The 15,668-nt window shown below is 58.4% G+C and carries 16 protein-coding genes and 1 riboswitch; of the genes, 4 read left to right on the top strand and 12 right to left on the bottom strand.

What is annotated here, in order from left to right; genetic code table 11:
- Window positions 1–12: 12 nt before the first annotated feature.
- The 6 genes from PD282_RS01250 to PD282_RS01225 form a co-directional block, all read right to left on the bottom strand.
- Window positions 13–1,551 (bottom strand): extracellular solute-binding protein, encoded by a 1,539-nt coding sequence (locus PD282_RS01250; protein WP_274648582.1) that lies wholly within the window; start codon window positions 1,549–1,551, stop codon window positions 13–15.
- Between the two features lie 90 nt (window positions 1,552–1,641).
- On the bottom strand, window positions 1,642–2,523 hold the full coding sequence (locus tag PD282_RS01245) for a carbohydrate ABC transporter permease (RefSeq protein WP_274648581.1): 882 nt from the start codon (window positions 2,521–2,523) through the stop codon (window positions 1,642–1,644).
- Window positions 2,524–2,563: 40 nt separating this feature from the next.
- On the bottom strand, window positions 2,564–3,532 hold the full coding sequence (locus PD282_RS01240; protein ID WP_274648580.1) for an ABC transporter permease: 969 nt from the start codon (window positions 3,530–3,532) through the stop codon (window positions 2,564–2,566).
- Window positions 3,532–4,308 (bottom strand): sugar phosphate isomerase/epimerase family protein, encoded by a 777-nt coding sequence (locus PD282_RS01235; protein ID WP_274648579.1) that lies wholly within the window; start codon window positions 4,306–4,308, stop codon window positions 3,532–3,534. Before PD282_RS01235 ends, PD282_RS01240 begins: the two co-directional genes overlap by 1 nt.
- Window positions 4,305–5,300, bottom strand: coding sequence for a Gfo/Idh/MocA family protein (locus PD282_RS01230; RefSeq protein WP_274648578.1), 996 nt, complete (start codon window positions 5,298–5,300; stop codon window positions 4,305–4,307). The genes PD282_RS01235 and PD282_RS01230 overlap by 4 nt, the downstream gene beginning before the upstream one ends.
- A 45-nt stretch (window positions 5,301–5,345) precedes the next feature.
- A complete protein-coding gene (locus PD282_RS01225) occupies window positions 5,346–6,566 on the bottom strand; it encodes a Tm-1-like ATP-binding domain-containing protein (RefSeq protein ID WP_274648577.1) in 1,221 nt (406 codons plus the stop codon).
- 296 nt (window positions 6,567–6,862) lie between these two features.
- Between PD282_RS01225 and PD282_RS01220 the strand changes: the two genes are divergently transcribed.
- Window positions 6,863–7,432, top strand: coding sequence for a helix-turn-helix domain-containing protein (locus PD282_RS01220; protein WP_274648576.1), 570 nt, complete (start codon window positions 6,863–6,865; stop codon window positions 7,430–7,432).
- Between the two features lie 90 nt (window positions 7,433–7,522).
- On the opposite strand, the gene crcB (PD282_RS01215) is transcribed toward PD282_RS01220, so the two are convergent.
- Both crcB (PD282_RS01215) and crcB (PD282_RS01210) read right to left on the bottom strand, forming a co-directional pair.
- Window positions 7,523–7,894 carry a fluoride efflux transporter CrcB gene (gene crcB, locus PD282_RS01215; protein ID WP_274648575.1) on the bottom strand — a complete coding sequence of 124 codons (372 nt, stop codon included), beginning with the start codon at window positions 7,892–7,894 and terminating at the stop codon, window positions 7,523–7,525.
- A complete protein-coding gene (crcB, locus tag PD282_RS01210) occupies window positions 7,891–8,277 on the bottom strand; it encodes a fluoride efflux transporter CrcB (RefSeq protein WP_274654964.1) in 387 nt (128 codons plus the stop codon). The genes crcB (PD282_RS01215) and crcB (PD282_RS01210) overlap by 4 nt, the downstream gene beginning before the upstream one ends.
- A 67-nt stretch (window positions 8,278–8,344) precedes the next feature.
- Window positions 8,345–8,403: riboswitch (Fluoride riboswitch) on the bottom strand.
- Between the two features lie 156 nt (window positions 8,404–8,559).
- Between crcB (PD282_RS01210) and PD282_RS01205 the strand changes: the two genes are divergently transcribed.
- Window positions 8,560–9,612, top strand: coding sequence for an NAD(P)-dependent alcohol dehydrogenase (locus tag PD282_RS01205; RefSeq protein ID WP_274648574.1), 1,053 nt, complete (start codon window positions 8,560–8,562; stop codon window positions 9,610–9,612).
- A gap of 97 nt (window positions 9,613–9,709) precedes the next feature.
- Here the strand turns inward: PD282_RS01205 and PD282_RS01200 are convergent, their stop codons facing one another.
- The 3 genes from PD282_RS01200 to PD282_RS01190 form a co-directional block, all read right to left on the bottom strand.
- Window positions 9,710–10,696, bottom strand: a complete 987-nt coding sequence (locus PD282_RS01200; protein WP_274648573.1) for a Gfo/Idh/MocA family protein — start codon at window positions 10,694–10,696, stop codon at window positions 9,710–9,712.
- A gap of 25 nt (window positions 10,697–10,721) precedes the next feature.
- Window positions 10,722–11,240: a cupin domain-containing protein gene (locus PD282_RS01195; RefSeq protein ID WP_274648572.1), complete on the bottom strand. Its 519-nt coding sequence runs from the start codon at window positions 11,238–11,240 to the stop codon at window positions 10,722–10,724.
- Between the two features lie 161 nt (window positions 11,241–11,401).
- A complete protein-coding gene (locus tag PD282_RS01190; RefSeq protein WP_274648571.1) occupies window positions 11,402–11,605 on the bottom strand; it encodes a cold-shock protein in 204 nt (67 codons plus the stop codon).
- A 201-nt stretch (window positions 11,606–11,806) separates the two neighbouring features.
- On the opposite strand from PD282_RS01190, the gene desA reads away from it, so the two are divergent.
- Window positions 11,807–12,823, top strand: coding sequence for a Delta(5) desaturase DesA (gene desA, locus PD282_RS01185; RefSeq protein WP_274648570.1), 1,017 nt, complete (start codon window positions 11,807–11,809; stop codon window positions 12,821–12,823).
- A 22-nt stretch (window positions 12,824–12,845) separates the two neighbouring features.
- On the opposite strand, the gene PD282_RS01180 is transcribed toward desA, so the two are convergent.
- Window positions 12,846–14,456 (bottom strand): glycoside hydrolase family 43 protein, encoded by a 1,611-nt coding sequence (locus tag PD282_RS01180; RefSeq protein ID WP_274648569.1) that lies wholly within the window; start codon window positions 14,454–14,456, stop codon window positions 12,846–12,848.
- Between the two features lie 214 nt (window positions 14,457–14,670).
- Between PD282_RS01180 and PD282_RS01175 the strand changes: the two genes are divergently transcribed.
- Window positions 14,671–15,588, top strand: a complete 918-nt coding sequence (locus PD282_RS01175; protein WP_274648568.1) for an aldo/keto reductase — start codon at window positions 14,671–14,673, stop codon at window positions 15,586–15,588.
- Window positions 15,589–15,668: the final 80 nt, after the last annotated feature.

The following is a 15,668-nucleotide window of genomic DNA, read 5'->3' as shown; positions in this document are numbered from 1 at the left end:
CGCTGTTTACGTTTATTTGTTTTGGGCAAGCCTAGCCTGATAAGCTTCGTTGATCTCCTTCGTAATCTGCTGGTAGGTCGGGTCGTTCTGAATGCTCTGGATCAGCTTATCCCAGTCCTCGATCTTCGCTTTGCCCATGATGACCTGCGTCTTCATGTCGTTCATCTTCTTGGTGTAATCGGCGCCCATCTTGATGTCCGTCTGCGAGACCAGGCCGATTGCCACGTCCGGCTTCGCGACCTTCGCGCGCTCGTCGATGACCTGCTTGTTCCGCTCGAACACTTCCTTCGTCATGCCCGGCGCGAACGCGTACATATAAGGATCGTAATGCATGAAAATTTTGCCGAAGGCGCCGACGCCCACGCTGTCCTGAACCGCCTTTTCCGTCGTCACCTTGATCCCGTTCTCCTCGTTGTAGTGCACGCCTTTGATGCCGTACAGCGCCAGCGTGCCGCCTTCCTCCGACGCGCCGAAATCGAGCAGAGACAAAATTTTCTTCACCTTCTCCTCGGGCACCTTCTTCGGAATCGCGAGCACCCCGATATAGCCGCGGTACTGCGGTACGTACGGGACGCCATTGTAGGAGAGGGACGAAAGCGGCAGCCAATCCACCTTCGGATCGCGCTTCCATTGGTCGTACGTCCAGCGCCACTGCGCCTCGATCGTCTCCGCCGTCGAGCCGGCGCTTCCGCTCGTGGCCATATCCCAGTATTGGCTGTCCTTCATGACCGCGTAATCCGGCGGGACGAGCCCTTCCGCATACAGCTTATGCTTGAACAGGATCGATTCCCGCATGCCCGGATCGAAGTTGGCGTCGATCAGCTTGCCGCCGACGTCCTTCCAACGTCCGTTCGAGCCGGTGAAGACGCCGTCGAGCACGTCGCTTCCGCGCATCGTGTAGCCGTAGGTGGGCGTTTTGCCGTCCGGCTTTTTCTCCTTGAACGCTTTGAGCATGTTGTAAAAATCGTCGATCGTCTTCGGAACCGGAAGTCCGAGCTTATCCAGCCAGTCCTTGCGGACGTTGACGAAGACGAACCCGTTCAGCGGGCGCGCCACCGGGATGACATAATTTTTGCCGTCGATCTTCGTATTGTCCCAGACCGATTTCGGGTATTCCATCAGGTTCGGGTAGCTGCTGAGGAAAGGCGACAAATCCCAGAACGCCCCCTGCTTCACCATCTGCTGGAACAGCGGATTGGTCACGTCGTCCAGCTTCAGCAGGTCCGGAAGGTCGCCGGAGCTGAGCACGACGTTCAGCCGGTCCAGGTAATCGGAGGAGTTAGCCGCCGAAACCCACGTGATGTCCAGCTTCGTATTCGTCCGCTTCTCGAATTCCTTCAGCACCGGATTATCCGCGGAAGGCGGCTGCGCGATCGTGAAATCCGACATGATCTTGATCGTCGTCGGCGCCTCCTGCTTGCTGCCGCCATCCGTTCCGCCGGATGCCGCATTCCCGTCGCCGTTTCCGCCTCCGGAGCCTCCGCATGCGGATAATAACGTGCCAAGCACAAGTGTCATCAGCAGCGCGATTGTGATTTTTCTGTGTTTCAACCGGACACCCATTCTCATTTTGGTCAAGCCCCCATCGTTTCGAATGAAAGACGATTGCCTTGCATTGCGCGTTTGACTTTCTTCCTGCGGTTAGCCTTTGACCGAGCCCAGCATGACGCCTTTCGTAAAATGCTTCTGCAGAAACGGATAGACGCACAGGATCGGCAGCGTGGAAATGACGACGGCCGCCATCTTGATCGTCTGCGTCGGAATCTGCTGATCCGACACCATCTCCACGGCCGTGGCGCCGCCCGTCGAGGTCGAAGAATCGACGAGCATGTTGCGCAGCACGATTTGCAAAGGCACCTTGGCGAAATCGTTAATATAGAGCACGGCGGTAAAAAACGTATTCCAGTACGCCACGGCGTAGAACAGGCCGAAGGCGGCGAGCGCCGGCGCCGAGAGCGGCAGCACGATCCGGAAGAAGGTGCCGAGATCCGTGCTCCCGTCGATCATCGCGGCCTCCTCAAGCTCGACCGGAATGTTGTCGAAGAAGCTTTTCATCAGGATGACGTACCAGCCGCTCGTCAGCACGGGCACGATGAGCGACCAGACGCTGTTGATCAGACCGAGCTCCCGGACGACGAGATAGGGGGGGATGAAGCCCGGGTTGAACAAGAGCGTCAGCACGATCCCAATCAGAATGAAGCGCCGTCCGCGCAGCCGCTTCCGCGACAGGCCGAAGGCGATCGCCGATGTGACCATCAGACTGAGCGCCGTGCCGACCGTCGCCAGGAAGGTGCTGACCCCCGTCGCTTTCAAAAAAGCGGAGGTCGAGAACAAATAATCGTACGCCGACGTCGACCAGTGGACCGGAAACAGGATAAACCCGTTCTTGTCGGCGAATTCGTGCGGGTCCGTGAAAGAAACGACAAATACGTAATACAGCGGGAACAGCGTAATCGCTCCGATAATGCCGAGAACGCCGTAATTGCACGTATTAAACAGGCGCGATCCCAGGCTTTCTTTCATGCTGCGGCCTCCTTTCTTCTCGGTGTGCGGCCTGAAACGGTCAAAACACGCCTTCCTCGCCGAACTTTTTGGCAAGCCGGTTCGCCAGCACGACGAGGACGAGGCCGATGACCGATTTGAACAGCCCGACCGCCGTACTGTAGCTGAATTGGCCATTCTGGATGCCGTTCCGGTAGACGTAGGTTTCGAACACGTCGGCCACGTCCGTCACCGCTCCGTTCATCATCAGAAAAATTTGCTCGAAGCCGACGTCCATAATGCTCCCCAGCCGCAAAATGAGCAGGACGATGATGACGTTGCGGATGGCCGGAAGCGTAATGTGCCATGTCTGCCGGAGCCGGTTCGCGCCGTCGATTTTCGCCGCCTCGTACAGCTGCGGATCGACCGCCGTAATCGCCGCGAGAATAATGATCGTCCCCCAGCCCGTTTCCTTCCAGATGTTCTGCAGCGTCAGCAGCACCCAGAACAAATTTTTGTTGGTCAGGAAATCGATCGGGTGGAACCCGGCCTTCTCCAGCAGCATGTTGACGATGCCCGACGACTGCGACAGCAGGAGGAACGTGATGCCCGCGATGATGACCCACGACAGGAAGTGGGGCAAATAAACGATCGACTGAATCGTCCGTTTGAACGCGCGCTGGGCGACCTCGTTCAGCAGAAGCGACAGCAGAATCGGCAGCGGGAAGAAAAAGATCAGGTTGAGCAGGCTGATCATCATCGTGTTGCGGAACAGCAGCGCGAAGTCGGGATTCGAGAAGAAGCGGACGAAATGCTCGAGGCCGACCCACTGGCTGTGCAGCATCCCCATGTAAGGGGAATAATCCTGGAACGCGATGATGACGCCCCACATCGGAATGTATTTGAACATGATGAAATACAGGACGCCGGGTAAAATAAGCAGGTATAAATATTTGTCGCGCCTGACGTCGAGCCACAGTCTTTTACGCGCCGTGTTCTCGCCGGAATCGGCGGTCCGGTTCAGCTTGGCGGTCTGAGCGTCCACGGCCATTACCTCCCGATTGCGTTGTCATGAAGCTCCAGTCCTTTTCTCAGAAAAGAAAGGCAGGTCGCCATCCCGTCCATGATTCCGCCCCCGCTCTCCTCGTCGGCGGATATCCAGCCCGTATAGCCGGTGTCCCGGATGGCCTTGAAAATCGGTCCGAAATCGATCGCTCCCCGTCCGAGCACCCGCCACTCGCCGTCTTCGAAATCCTTCATGTGGAAGTTGTCGATAAACGGCGCGAACGCCGTGATGACTTCGGCCACGTCCTCGATACCCGACTTCACCAAATGCGCGGTATCGATCGTGAGACCGACGGCGCGGTCCTTCACCCGCTCGAAGAAAATATCGAAGTCGTCGCGGTACATGACCGGCTGGTCGTAATGATGGTGGAGCGACAGGGCGATTCCGCGCTGCGCCGCCGACTTGCCGAGCTCCGAGAGTATATCGGCATAGCGGCGAATATCGTCCGCGGTCACGTTCTTGCGGGATACGCCGTGACAGTATACGACCCGTTCGGTGCCGATCCGCTCGGCGAAGGCGAATAACGATTCGAGCTGCGCGCGGCTTGCCTCGTCGAGCGAGCCGCCCGTTATCAGCGCAGCGCCGGCGCCCGGCAGCGTCCCATAACGTGCCATGAAGCGCCCGGGATCGGCCAGATAAGGCGCGTACTGCCCGGCCTTCAGCTGCAGCCCGTCATAGCCGGCGGAGCGGTATCCGCCAAACAGCTGAGTGGTTTCTTCGTCCGTCTGCGTCGGCCTGGAGAAGGCGTACTTCACGCTCATACGAGCACTCCATGGTCAAGCGTAACGGTGCGCTTCTCCTCGGCCGAACGGTAGGCGGCATCGAGAATCGCGACCGTCTTCAGATTGTCCCGGGCGCTGTTGGGCGCTTCAGCTCCGGTTTCGAGCGACGTCAGCAGATGATTGAGGCCTTCGAACGTGGCGATTTCCCGGGAGATGTCGTTGCTCCACGTCCGTTCCGGCGCTTTCTGCCCTTTGCGGAACAGCTCCACGGAGCGGTGGCCGCAGACAAGCGTGCCGGTTTCGCCGATGACAATCATTTCCGTACGCGGATGGGCCGACGAGAAGCTTTGCACATACGTGGCGAACGCGCCGTTCTCGAACGCGACCTGTACGGTGGCATCCGTTTCCCCGGCGCATTCGACCGCCGAAGAGGAGCTCATCAGGCTCGTCACCGAAACCGCCTCCGAGCCGAGAATTTGCCGGAAGCCGTCAAACCAGTGAATCCCCATGACCGAGAGCGCGTGACGCTCGCACTGCAGGCGCCAGCCGGTGTCCTGACGGAAGAAGAGGTTGTTGAAAATAATTTGGGTCACCTTGCCGATCTGCCCTTCCGCCACGATGCCCTTCACAACGTCGAACGTAAAATGCCGGCGGAAGTTCTGGTTCACGGATACCGGCACCTTCAGTCCGGCCGCCTTCTCGGTAATATCGATCGCGTCGCTCAGCGTATCGGAGAACGGCTTCTCGACGAACAGCGGAAGGCGCGCGTCCAGCAGCGGAAACACCACCTGCTTGCGGATGGACGTCGGCGTGCAGACGACAGCGGCGTCGACGCCGCTTTCCCGGATAAAATCGTTCAGATCGGAGAAGCGCAGCGGGATGCCGTATTGATCCGCCTTGCGCGTTAGCGCCTCCGCGTTCAAATCGCAAATCGCGGCCACTTCCACCCGCTCCGGATGTGCCTTATACCCTTCCAAATGGAGCTCCGTCACGCCGCCGGCGCCGATAAGACCTACTTTGAATTTCCTCATAACCCGCTTCATCCTCCCGGAAAATAAAAATGATTGCTGCCGCCGCTAAGCCTGCGGCCGGCCGGACAGCATCGCAAGCAGCAGCTCCGCCGCCCTGTCCGCAAACGCCGGATCGTTGATGTTGCAGTCCATCTCGTGGACCGGAATGCCGCTCTTCACATGGCGCTTGATGGCATCGAAGCAGGCGCGGTCGGCGGCCGGGTCCCAGAACGGCTGTCCCGGACTGTCCAGCAGCGATACGCCGCCGAGCGGCAGCAGGAACGCGACTGGCCCCACGCTCGCATTCGCCTTTTCCGCCAAAATGGCGCCGATCCGCGCATTCTCTTCGGCGGTCGTGCGCATGAGCGTAATATTCGAATTCCACACATACAGGTTCCGATCCGCATAGCGTTCCGGCACCGTCTCGCGGGCATGGAAGTTGACCATGTCCACGCACCCGGGCACGATGACCTGCGGGATGCCCCGCCGTGCCGCCGCGTCGCCCCGTTCCCGCCCCGCCGCAAACACGCCGCCGGCGATTTCGTCGGCCCATTCGGTCGTCGTGATGTCAAGCACGCCGCTGATGTAGCCGCCTTCAACCAGGCTTTCGAGCGTCTGCCCGCCCACGCCGGTACAGTGGAAGACGAGCACCTCGGTATCCTCTCCCTCGAGCCGCGACCGGGCCCGCTCGACGCAGGACGTCGTATTGCCGAACATGCTGGCCGCGATCAGCCGCTTGTCCCTGCCCCCGGCGGCGTCGGCCTCGGCCATGCCGCAGATCGCCCCCGCCGCCCGGCTGAAGATTTGCCGGCTGATTCGGTTGACGCCCGCGACGTCGACCACGGCCGGCATCATCACGATATCCTTCGTGCCGATGTAGCCCCGCGTGTCGCCGGCCGCGACGGTGGAGACGATCAGCTTCGGGAATCCGACGGGCAGCGCCCGCATGGCGCTGCTCGCAACCGCCGTCCCGGCCGTGCCGCCCATCCCGATGAGGCCGTCGATTTCGCCCCGGTGCACCGCTTCCGGCACGACCTTGGCGGCTCCCGCCGCCATCGCAAGCATCGCCTTCCCGCGGTCGCCCTGCGCAACCAGCTCCGCGAGGCTGGCGCCTCCCGCTTCGGCGATCGTCTCGCGGCCGATGTCGGGCGCCAGCCCCGGCTCGCCGATCACGCCCGTATCGAACACGCGGACGCGGAAGCCTTTCCGTTCGATCTCGCCCTTCAGGAAGGCGAACTCTGCGCCTTTCGTATCCATCGCCCCGATCATCCCGATCGTCCGCTGCATATAACCCCTCCTTTTCCCGTTTCGTATCCATCCTTTCGGACGCCCTTGAATCAACCAGGTATATTATGAGTTGATTAGACTTAATTAAATTCAACCTAGTTGAATCAAGATCATCTTACACCATCCGCATCTATTGTGCAACCGCTTTCTTCTACTATTTTAATGCTGGACTTCTTGCTTATAAACATGTATATTTAGGAAATATGCCAGTAAATTCGGCCATTTCCTTGCTAACTCAACCAGGTTGATTTATATTATACTTATAATCATCGCCTGTTGAGAGAAAGAGGGAAACCATGGAATTAGGGAAACGAATCCGGCTGATCCGCAAGGAACAGAAGCGAACCCAGGAAGAAATCGCGAAAATGTGCGGGTTCACGAAAAGCATGCTGTCCAAAATCGAAAGCGGCGGCGCGATGCCCGCGGTCTCCACGCTCATGAAAATCGCGGAAGCGCTCGGCGTGAAGGTCTCGGATCTCCTGGAGGAGCAGTCCAGCAACGATACTGTGATGGTTTCGGCGGGGCAGTACGAGGATATTTCAAAATGGATCAAGACGAACAAAGGCTACTCGTTCTTCGCCTTCGCTTCGACCCGTCACAATAAAATCATGCAGCCTTACATTTTCGTGGCCCGCCGCGGCGAAATCAACGCGCATACCTTCTCTCACGCGGGCGAGGAATTCATTTATGTCATCTCCGGCACGATGCGCTACAAGGTAGGCAATACCGAATATGAGATGAACGCGGGCGACAGCCTGTATTTCAACTCCCTGCAGGAGCACATGGTCGTCCCGCTGTCGGAAGAAGTGAAATATTTGGCCGTCTTCACCGAGCATCAGTTCAAATCCGGCGACGAGCCGACGTAATGCGCGCTGCCGGCGAAAACGGCAAGAGGCCTTCCAATCCCAGCGGATTTGGAAGGCCTCTAACGTTTCCGGCGTTCGTGCCGCCGCCGCTTAAGCGAACGACGAGAAGAGCTCCATGCCCAGATAGGCGAACAGCAGCCCGAGCAGGACGGAAGACGCGGCGTAAACCCCGGCTTTTCCCTTTTCCCCATTTAGCGCCAGCAGGCACGTTTCGAAGCCGAAGGTGGAGAAGGTCGTATAGGCTCCGCAAAATCCCGTTCCGGCGACCAGCCACAGCGTATCGGATATCTCATGCTGCGCATGCAGCGAGAACAGCGCCCCCAGAATAAAAGAACCGGTGATGTTAATCACCCAGGTGCCCCACGGAAATCCGGCGGCTTTCCCTCCGGAAGCGAGCCATCTGCCGAGGTAAAAACGGGAAAACGTTCCCGCGATACCGCCGAGACCGATAAGCCAGATCATGCCGTTCCCTCCTTCCTTCGCGGCCGGGCAAGCCGGATGCCGGCGTACGTCAGCAGCAGCCCGCCGGCGATGCTGGCCAGCACGTATAACACGGCGGCAGCCCATTCTCCCTGCTGCAGCAGGCCGGCCGTCTGGACCGAGAATGTGGAGAACGTGGTGAAAGCTCCCGTCATGCCGGTTCCGAGTCCGAGCCGGATTTCCGGACGGAGCCGCCACCGCTCCGCCGTTACGGTGAACAACCACCCCAGAAACAGACAGCCCAATAAATTAATGATCAGCGTGCCAAGCGGGAAACCGTTCGAAGCCGAGGGAATCGCTTCGCCGAGCGCATACCGCAGCACGGTTCCGATAAAGCCGCCGGCCGCAAGCGCAGCCACATTCATCGTCAACGTCCTTTCCTCCAAAAAATAAACGCCCGCCGGCACAAAAAAAACTCCTACCAGCACAAAAAAACTGGTAGGAGTCATCAGCGCAAGGCGGTTATGGCGAACTCCATCGCCGATTCAGTTCAGATTCATTTTAGTCCAAAAACCGAAATCGCGTCAACAATTGTTTACATTCTATACGAATAAGTCTATCGTCCGCGATGAACGGACTTGATATACTGATCATAAGGCATCCAGACTGCTTTCCCCGATCGCTAAAAATAAGGAGATGAAGCCGTAATGAAAGCGAAATCTTTACAGATCCCAAGCGCCGGCGCCGTCATCGAGCGCACCGTCATCGAGCGCCGCGAGCTTCGCGAGCATGATGTCCTGATCGATATCAAATATTCGGGGATTTGCCACTCCGACATTCACCAGGGCGAAGGGGACTGGGGCGACGGCATTTTTCCGATGGTTCCCGGACACGAAATCGTCGGACTCGTCGCCGCGGTCGGCCCCGGCGTCACGACATTTTCCGCCGGCGACCGGGTCGGCGTCGGCTGCTTCGTCGATTCCTGCGGCGAATGCGAGTACTGCCTGGCCGGCGAGGAGCAGTATTGCAAAAAAGGCGTCGTCTCGACCTACAACGCGATGGACTATGACGGGAACCCCACGTACGGCGGATACAGCCAGAACATCGTCGTCACCGAGCGTTTCGTCGTCCGCGTACCGGACAAGCTCAACCTGGACGTCGCCGCGCCGCTGCTGTGCGCCGGCATTACGACCTACTCGCCGCTTAGACATTGGCACGCCGGTCCGGGCAAGAAGGTCGCCGTCGTCGGCATGGGCGGACTCGGGCACCTCGGGGTGCAGTTCGCGCATGCGCTGGGCGCGGAAGTAACCGTGCTCAGCACCTCCTTAAGCAAACAGGAGGAAGCGTTTAAGCTGGGCGCCGACCATTACTATGCCACCCGCGACCCGGAGACATTCACCAAATTGGCCGGCTCGTTCGACCTCATCCTAAATACGGTATCGGCCAACCTTGATATGGACGCTTACCTGTCGCTGCTGCGCATAGACGGAACGATCGTGAACGTGGGCGCCCCTGCCAAACCCGATACCTACAGCGCGTTCTCGCTCATTATGGCCCGGCGCAGCCTCGCCGGATCGCTCGTGGGCGGAATCCGGGAAACGCAGGAGATGCTCGATTTCTGCGCCGAGCACGGAATTGCCCCGTTGATCGAAGTTATCGGGGCCGATCCGGAAGAGGTCCAGCATGCCTGGAAGCGCGTCAAGCAATCGGATGTCCGCTACCGATTCGTAATCGACACCGCGCAGCTGAACCGCGACTGATCAAGAAGCCCGCCGCAAAATAAACGAAACCCGCCGGTCAGACGGTGAAGTCTGACGGCGGGTTTTCGTTATTTCAGCGCCCCGGCACCGATGTCGTTCAATACGTCAGGTTCCACTGGGCTCGGATCGCGTCCAGCGTGCCCATAATCGCGACCGTCTCGCCGATCGGCATGACCGGGCTCTCCGCCGCCCCCGTGCGCAGGCATTCCATCGCTTCGAGCGCCTGGAAATTTTGCCCACGGAACGTCCGGTCATCCCGGAACGTGACGGGTTCCTCGTTGTGCACGTGAAGCGTCGCCGTCTTCGCCGCCAAAAAGTCGGGCACATGAATTTTGCCCTTCGTGCCGTACAACCAGGCGTCGTTGACCATCTGCAGCCGGACGGCGCCATGCAGCGCGGCCCTCCCGCCGCCTTCGTAGTCGAAAATGACCGAATACTGCTCGTCCACGCCGGTTTCCCCGATATGGGCGGAGCTGACGATCCACACCGGCTGCGCCCCGAACACCATCGAAGCGAACGAAACCGGATAAATGCCGGCATCGAGCAGCGTGCCGCCGCCGAGCTCCTTGTTCAGCAGGCGGCCTTCCGGATTCCAGCCGGCATCGAAGCCGAACTCGGCTTTGAGCAGCTTGACCTCGCCGATCCGCCCTTCCGCCAGCCATTCCCTGACCTTGACGATCGCCGGCAGAAACCGGGTCCACATCGCCTCCATCACGAACAGGCCGCGCGCTTTGGCCTCGTCCGCGATTTCCCGCGCTTCGTCCGCATTCATCGTAAACGGCTTTTCGCACAGCACGGCTTTGCCGCCGCGCAGGCAGGCCAGCACGCTGTCTTTATGAGTCGGATGAACGGTGCCGACGTAGACGATATCGATTTCCGGATCCTGCGCCAGCTCCTCGTAGCTGCCGTAAGCCCGCGGAATGCCGAATTTGGCCGCAAACGCCTCCGCTTTTTCCTTGGACCGCGCCGCCGCGGCGCACACCTTGGCGCCGGGAGCGTTTACAAGCTCGCCCGTAAAGCTGTTCGATATGCCGCCGAGCCCCAATATGCCCCAGCGAATGATGCGTTGTTCCTGTTCCGCCATGATCTCCATCCCTCCGCCCCATATTTTAAAAGCTTGCTAGTTCCTGTGTTGTCCAGAGCCGCATCAGCGGCCCGTTCCGTCCGTAAACCGGATCGGTCGAAGGCAGCGGAACCGCCCGGATTTCCTCCAGCGCGCGCGGCCGCTCGCCTTCCGCTCCCTTGCGCAGATTGCAGCTCATGCCGTCCGGATAGGCGCCGGCCACGAGCAAATCGCCGCTCGCGGACAGCCTTTTATGCCCCGTCCCCGCGGGCAGGATGACGACGTCGCCCTTTTGCAGCTTCACCGTCTCGCCCCGCTCCCCGCCGAGTTGAACGACGGCATATCCGCGTACGATGCCAAGTACCTCATGCGCATCGCTGTGGTAATGATGAAAGGAATAAATGCCGTTCGTCCAGCTGTTCCGCCAGTTATTCAGGTTAAAGATGCGCTCGATCGACTCCGCTTCCTCCGTCAAAGCGCCAGGGTAAAGCACGACGGGCAGCCCGCTGTTCGGAATTGTCCCGTCATCCTGGAATCTCCAGATTTTCGCCTCCGTTTGCCGCATCACGAATCCCTCCCATTCCTGTCGGACCTAGAGTTCGTTACGACTCTATTAAAATGTACCCTAACCGCCTTTAATAGAAAAGAGGCCGCGGTGAAATTGTCCGAAGCGGCGGCTCCGGACAGCAAAAAAGCCGCTCCCGCAAGCGGGAACGGCTTTTCGCCTCAATCGATTTTGGTGACGTTCTCGGCCTGCGGTCCGCGATTGCCCTGCACCACGTTAAACTGCACCCGCTGGCCTTCATCGAGCGATTTGAATCCTTCGCCCTCGATTGCGCTGTAGTGGACGAAGACGTCATTGCCGCCTTCAACCTCGATAAACCCAAAGCCTTTTTCGTTATTGAACCATTTTACTGTACCTGTTTGCACTGCATAACCTCCAAAATAGTTTAACGGTTTTATTATGCCGTTAAATAAAATATTTATACCTCCGCACCTAATCCATCCGCTTCCTGCATCCAGCAATTGGCGTTCTGTTTTTTCAGATATCGTCTTCGGGTATGCTACAATGAAAGACAGCGGCAATCGTTTTCCGTGAGTACAATCGGTGTCATACAAAGGAGCTTGTTAATGAGCGATTGCTTAAAAAATAAAGGCTGGCGAAAATTGATCTCTCCTTACGAGAAATCGTGCCTCAAGCGGAGCGTCTGGCAAATATCCAGCACCTTTGCCTTCTTCTTTCTTTCCTGGTTCGCCGCCTATTGGAGTCTTTCCGTTTCCTACTGGCTTACGCTTATATTGTCCATCGTATCCGGCGGCTTCTTGGTCCGGATCTTTATTATTTTCCATGACTGCTGCCACGGCTCCTTGTTCTCGAATCGGATCGCGAACGAGGTGATCGGCACCGTTTCGGGCATATTGACCTGTTGTCCGTTCTACCAGTGGAGGCACAGCCATTCCATCCATCACGCCACCAACGGCAACCTGGACCGGAGGGGGACAGGCGACATTTGGACCTTGACCGTTCAGGAATATTTGGCTTTGCCGCCGATCAAACGGCTGGGCTACCGGCTGTACCGGAACCCGCTCATTCTGTTCGGACTGGGTCCGGTGTACGTCTTCTTGATTCAATACCGGTTCAATCGGAGCCAAGCCCGGATGAAAGAACGTCTGAATACGTATGCCGTGAACGCCGGCATTCTTTTCCTTGCCGGAACGTTATGCTGGGCAATCGGCTGGAAAGCGTTCGTATTGGTTCAGGGACCTGCCTTTCTGTTCTCCGGGCTGGCCGGCTTCTGGCTGTTCTACGTTCAGCACCAATTCGAGCATACGTATTTTGAAAAAAACGAAGACTGGGACCACGTTGATGCAGCTCTTGCAGGGAGCTCCTTCTACAAGCTTCCGCGCATTCTGCATTGGTTTACCGGGAACGTCGGCTATCATCATATTCATCACCTCAGCCCCCGCGTCCCGAACTACTATCTGGAACGGGCTCACGAGGAGAATACGATGCTCCAAAGCGCGTATCCCATCACCTTGCGGTCCAGTTTTCGATCGATTCGTTACCGGATTTGGGATGAGAACCGGAAGAAGCTGATGGGCTTCGGCTACATTAAACGATTCAAAATGAAAAACGAGAGTATCTGACCCCGCATTTACGGCAAGCTTCCTATCGGGAGTCCGTCTCGCGATACGTAAAATAATCGAAATCCGCGTGCGTTCTGCGGCCGCTCAGGTCCTGCGCGCAAACCCCGATAAAGGCTCCGGTGAAGCCCTGGTCGAAGCGGAAGCCGGCCGTCACCGATTCGGCGTGCTCGTCGGAAATTTTGCTCGCGTCGAGCACCGGACCGACGGCCGTCCAGCTTTTGCCGTCGGGAGAGTAATGAAACTGCAGCCGCTCATGATCCAGCGACGCCTTCAGATAGACGCGCTCCCAGCCTTCCACCGAGACCGGAGCTTCCAGCGGCTCGTCGTATTTGCCGCGGTCGCTCGACATGATGCCGAGGCATTTTCCCCGTTCTTCGTCGCGGCTGATATACAGGTAATAATAATTTTTCGTATTGTAATAATAAACGAGCCCGGCCAATTGCTGGTACGTCTCCGGCTCAAATTCCACGGCCGTCTCCGCTTCGGCGGCGAACGCCTGCTGCCTGCGGGCGATCAGGCTCTGCCGCTGCGTCGAATAGAGCGACTCCCTCCCCTTCAGCCGCAGATAGCCCGGGCGCTCCTTGAGCGTCGCCCAGTCATCGCCGACCGGCTCCCGCAGGGAATTCAGGTGGATGCCAAGCGTATCGCCGTCGAAATGGTCCGTTTCCTGCTCCGGCGCAAACGGATGCTCCGGCAGGTCGGGGGCCTGCACCTCCGCATGCGGGCTGTTGCCGCCGCCGGCCAGCCGGAGCCAGCCGTCCGCCATCCACTCCATGCGCTGCAGCGCCGTTTCCCGGCCGAGGTTGCAGTTCATCGACGGCCGCAGCGGCCGCCCGCACAGATGGGCGATGTACAGCTCGCCTCCCTGCGTTTCGACCAGACTGGCGTGACCGGCCCGCTGAAGCTCAAGCTCCGGCTTTCCGGCCGACGTCAGCACCGGACCCTCCGGGTCGACCTCGTAAGGGCCGAACAGCGATAGCGAGCGCGCGACGGTGACGGCGTGTCCGGCGCGGGTGCCCCCCTCGGCGGTCATCAGGTAATAGAAGCCGTTATGCTTATACAGGTGCGGACCTTCGGTCAGCCCGAGCGGCGTTCCGCGGAATAGATTATAGACCGGTCCCGTCAGCCGCCGTTCCGGTACGGAATATTCCTGCATCAGGATGCCGCCGAAATGATTTTTCCCTTTCCGGTGATCCCATACCATATTGAGCAGCCACTTGCGGCCGTCGTCGTCGTGGAACAGGGACGGGTCGAAGCCGCTGCTGTTCAAATAAACCGGGTCGGACCACGGGCCTTCGATCGAATCGGCGGTGACCAGATAGTTATGCGCGTCCTTGAACGGGCCCAGGTGGCTTTTCACGTCGGTGTAAATCAAGTAAAACATGCCGTCCGCATAGGTTAAGCACGGCGCCCACACGCCGCCGGAATCGGGATCGCCGACCATATTCAGCTGGCTCGTGCGCGTTAACGGATGGGTGAGCAGCCGCCAATTCCGCAGATCCCTCGAATGATGGATCTGCACGCCGGGAAACCACTCGAACGTCGAGGTTGCGATATAATAGTCGTCTCCCACCCGAAGGATGGACGGGTCGGGATTAAATCCGCGCAAAATCGGATTCATAATGCTGGACATCGTAAACAGCCCCTTTTCCGCAGTGTAACCGCTTTACTCAAATGATAGGTGATCATACTAGAATTATCAAGGTCCCGCTTGCTGGAATTCAAGCGCTCAAAATAAGTTCTCGGCTCATCTTGAAAACTACCGGCCTGCTATGTCACAATCAATGAGGGACGAACTAGACAACGCAATCGATAGAATCGATTCCAAAACGAGGAGGACATGAATCTTGAGAACGATCAAGCTCGGAGTCAGCGAACTGGAGGTTCCGGTGATCGCGGTCGGCTGCATGCGTATTAATTCGCTCGATAAGGCCGGGGCGGAACGCTTTGTGCAGACGTCACTGGAGCAGGGCGCGAACTTTTTCGATCATGCCGATATTTACGGCGGCGGCACCTGCGAGGAAATTTTTGCGGATGCTATTCATATGAACGCGGATATCCGCGAGAACATTATTTTGCAGTCCAAATGCGGCATACGCAAAGGGATGTTCGATTTTTCCAAGGACCATATCCTGTCGTCGGTCGACGGCATCCTGAAGCGGCTGAAAACCGATTACCTCGATATTCTGCTGCTGCACCGTCCGGATGCGCTCGTCGAGCCCGACGAAGTGGCGGAAGCGTTCGACACCCTGCACAGCTCGGGCAAGGTGCGCCATTTCGGCGTGTCCAACCAAAACCCGATGCAGATGGAGCTTCTGAAGAAATCGGTGAAGCAGCCGATCGTCGCCAATCAGCTGCAGCTCAGCATCACGAATGCCACGATGATCTCAAGCGGCATTAACGTGAATATGGAGAACGCCTCGGCCGTAGGCCGGGACGGCAGCGTGCTCGATTACTGCCGCCTGAACGATATTACGATCCAGCCGTGGTCGCCGTTCCAGTTCGGCTTCTTCGAGGGCGTGTTCCTCGACAATCCGAAATTCCCGGAGCTTAACAAGAAGATCAACGAAGTGGCGGAGAAATACAGCGTGACCAACACGACGATCGCAATCGCGTGGCTTCTGCGCCATCCGGCCCAAATGCAGCCGGTCACCGGCACGATGAACCTCGAGCGTCTGAAGGACTGCTGCAAAGCGGCCGACATTCGCCTGACCCGCGAAGAATGGTACGAAATTTACCGCGCTGCGGGCAACGTGCTGCCGTAAGCTTCGCGCCGCGGCCGGTAAACGCTCTTAGGCTTAGCCGGCAGGCGCGCCTTAAACGCAGCAAAGCTGAGCAACCTCCC

Origin of the sequence: Paenibacillus humicola (assembly GCF_028826105.1) — a bacterium.
Classification (GTDB): Bacteria; Bacillota; Bacilli; order Paenibacillales; family Paenibacillaceae; genus Paenibacillus_Z; species Paenibacillus_Z humicola.
The sequence above is the reverse complement of the archived record's forward strand: the minus strand, read 5'-3'. Positions and strand labels throughout refer to the sequence as shown.

Excerpts from the sequence above, each read along its gene's own strand:
- PD282_RS01245 (WP_274648581.1), bottom strand. The coding sequence starts at position 2,523 with ATGAAAGAAAGCCTGGGATCGCGCCTGTTTAATACGTGCAATTACGGC.
- PD282_RS01240 (WP_274648580.1), bottom strand. The coding sequence starts at position 3,532 with ATGGCCGTGGACGCTCAGACCGCCAAGCTGAACCGGACCGCCGATTCC.
- PD282_RS01235 (WP_274648579.1), bottom strand. The coding sequence starts at position 4,308 with ATGAGCGTGAAGTACGCCTTCTCCAGGCCGACGCAGACGGACGAAGAA.
- PD282_RS01230 (WP_274648578.1), bottom strand. The coding sequence starts at position 5,300 with ATGAGGAAATTCAAAGTAGGTCTTATCGGCGCCGGCGGCGTGACGGAG.
- PD282_RS01225 (WP_274648577.1), bottom strand. The coding sequence starts at position 6,566 with ATGCAGCGGACGATCGGGATGATCGGGGCGATGGATACGAAAGGCGCA.
- PD282_RS01220 (WP_274648576.1), top strand. The coding sequence starts at position 6,863 with ATGGAATTAGGGAAACGAATCCGGCTGATCCGCAAGGAACAGAAGCGA.
- crcB (WP_274648575.1), bottom strand. The coding sequence starts at position 7,894 with ATGATCTGGCTTATCGGTCTCGGCGGTATCGCGGGAACGTTTTCCCGT.
- crcB (WP_274654964.1), bottom strand. The coding sequence starts at position 8,277 with ATGAATGTGGCTGCGCTTGCGGCCGGCGGCTTTATCGGAACCGTGCTG.
- PD282_RS01205 (WP_274648574.1), top strand. The coding sequence starts at position 8,560 with ATGAAAGCGAAATCTTTACAGATCCCAAGCGCCGGCGCCGTCATCGAG.
- PD282_RS01200 (WP_274648573.1), bottom strand. The coding sequence starts at position 10,696 with ATGGCGGAACAGGAACAACGCATCATTCGCTGGGGCATATTGGGGCTC.
- PD282_RS01195 (WP_274648572.1), bottom strand. The coding sequence starts at position 11,240 with ATGCGGCAAACGGAGGCGAAAATCTGGAGATTCCAGGATGACGGGACA.
- desA (WP_274648570.1), top strand. The coding sequence starts at position 11,807 with ATGAGCGATTGCTTAAAAAATAAAGGCTGGCGAAAATTGATCTCTCCT.
- PD282_RS01180 (WP_274648569.1), bottom strand. The coding sequence starts at position 14,456 with ATGTCCAGCATTATGAATCCGATTTTGCGCGGATTTAATCCCGACCCG.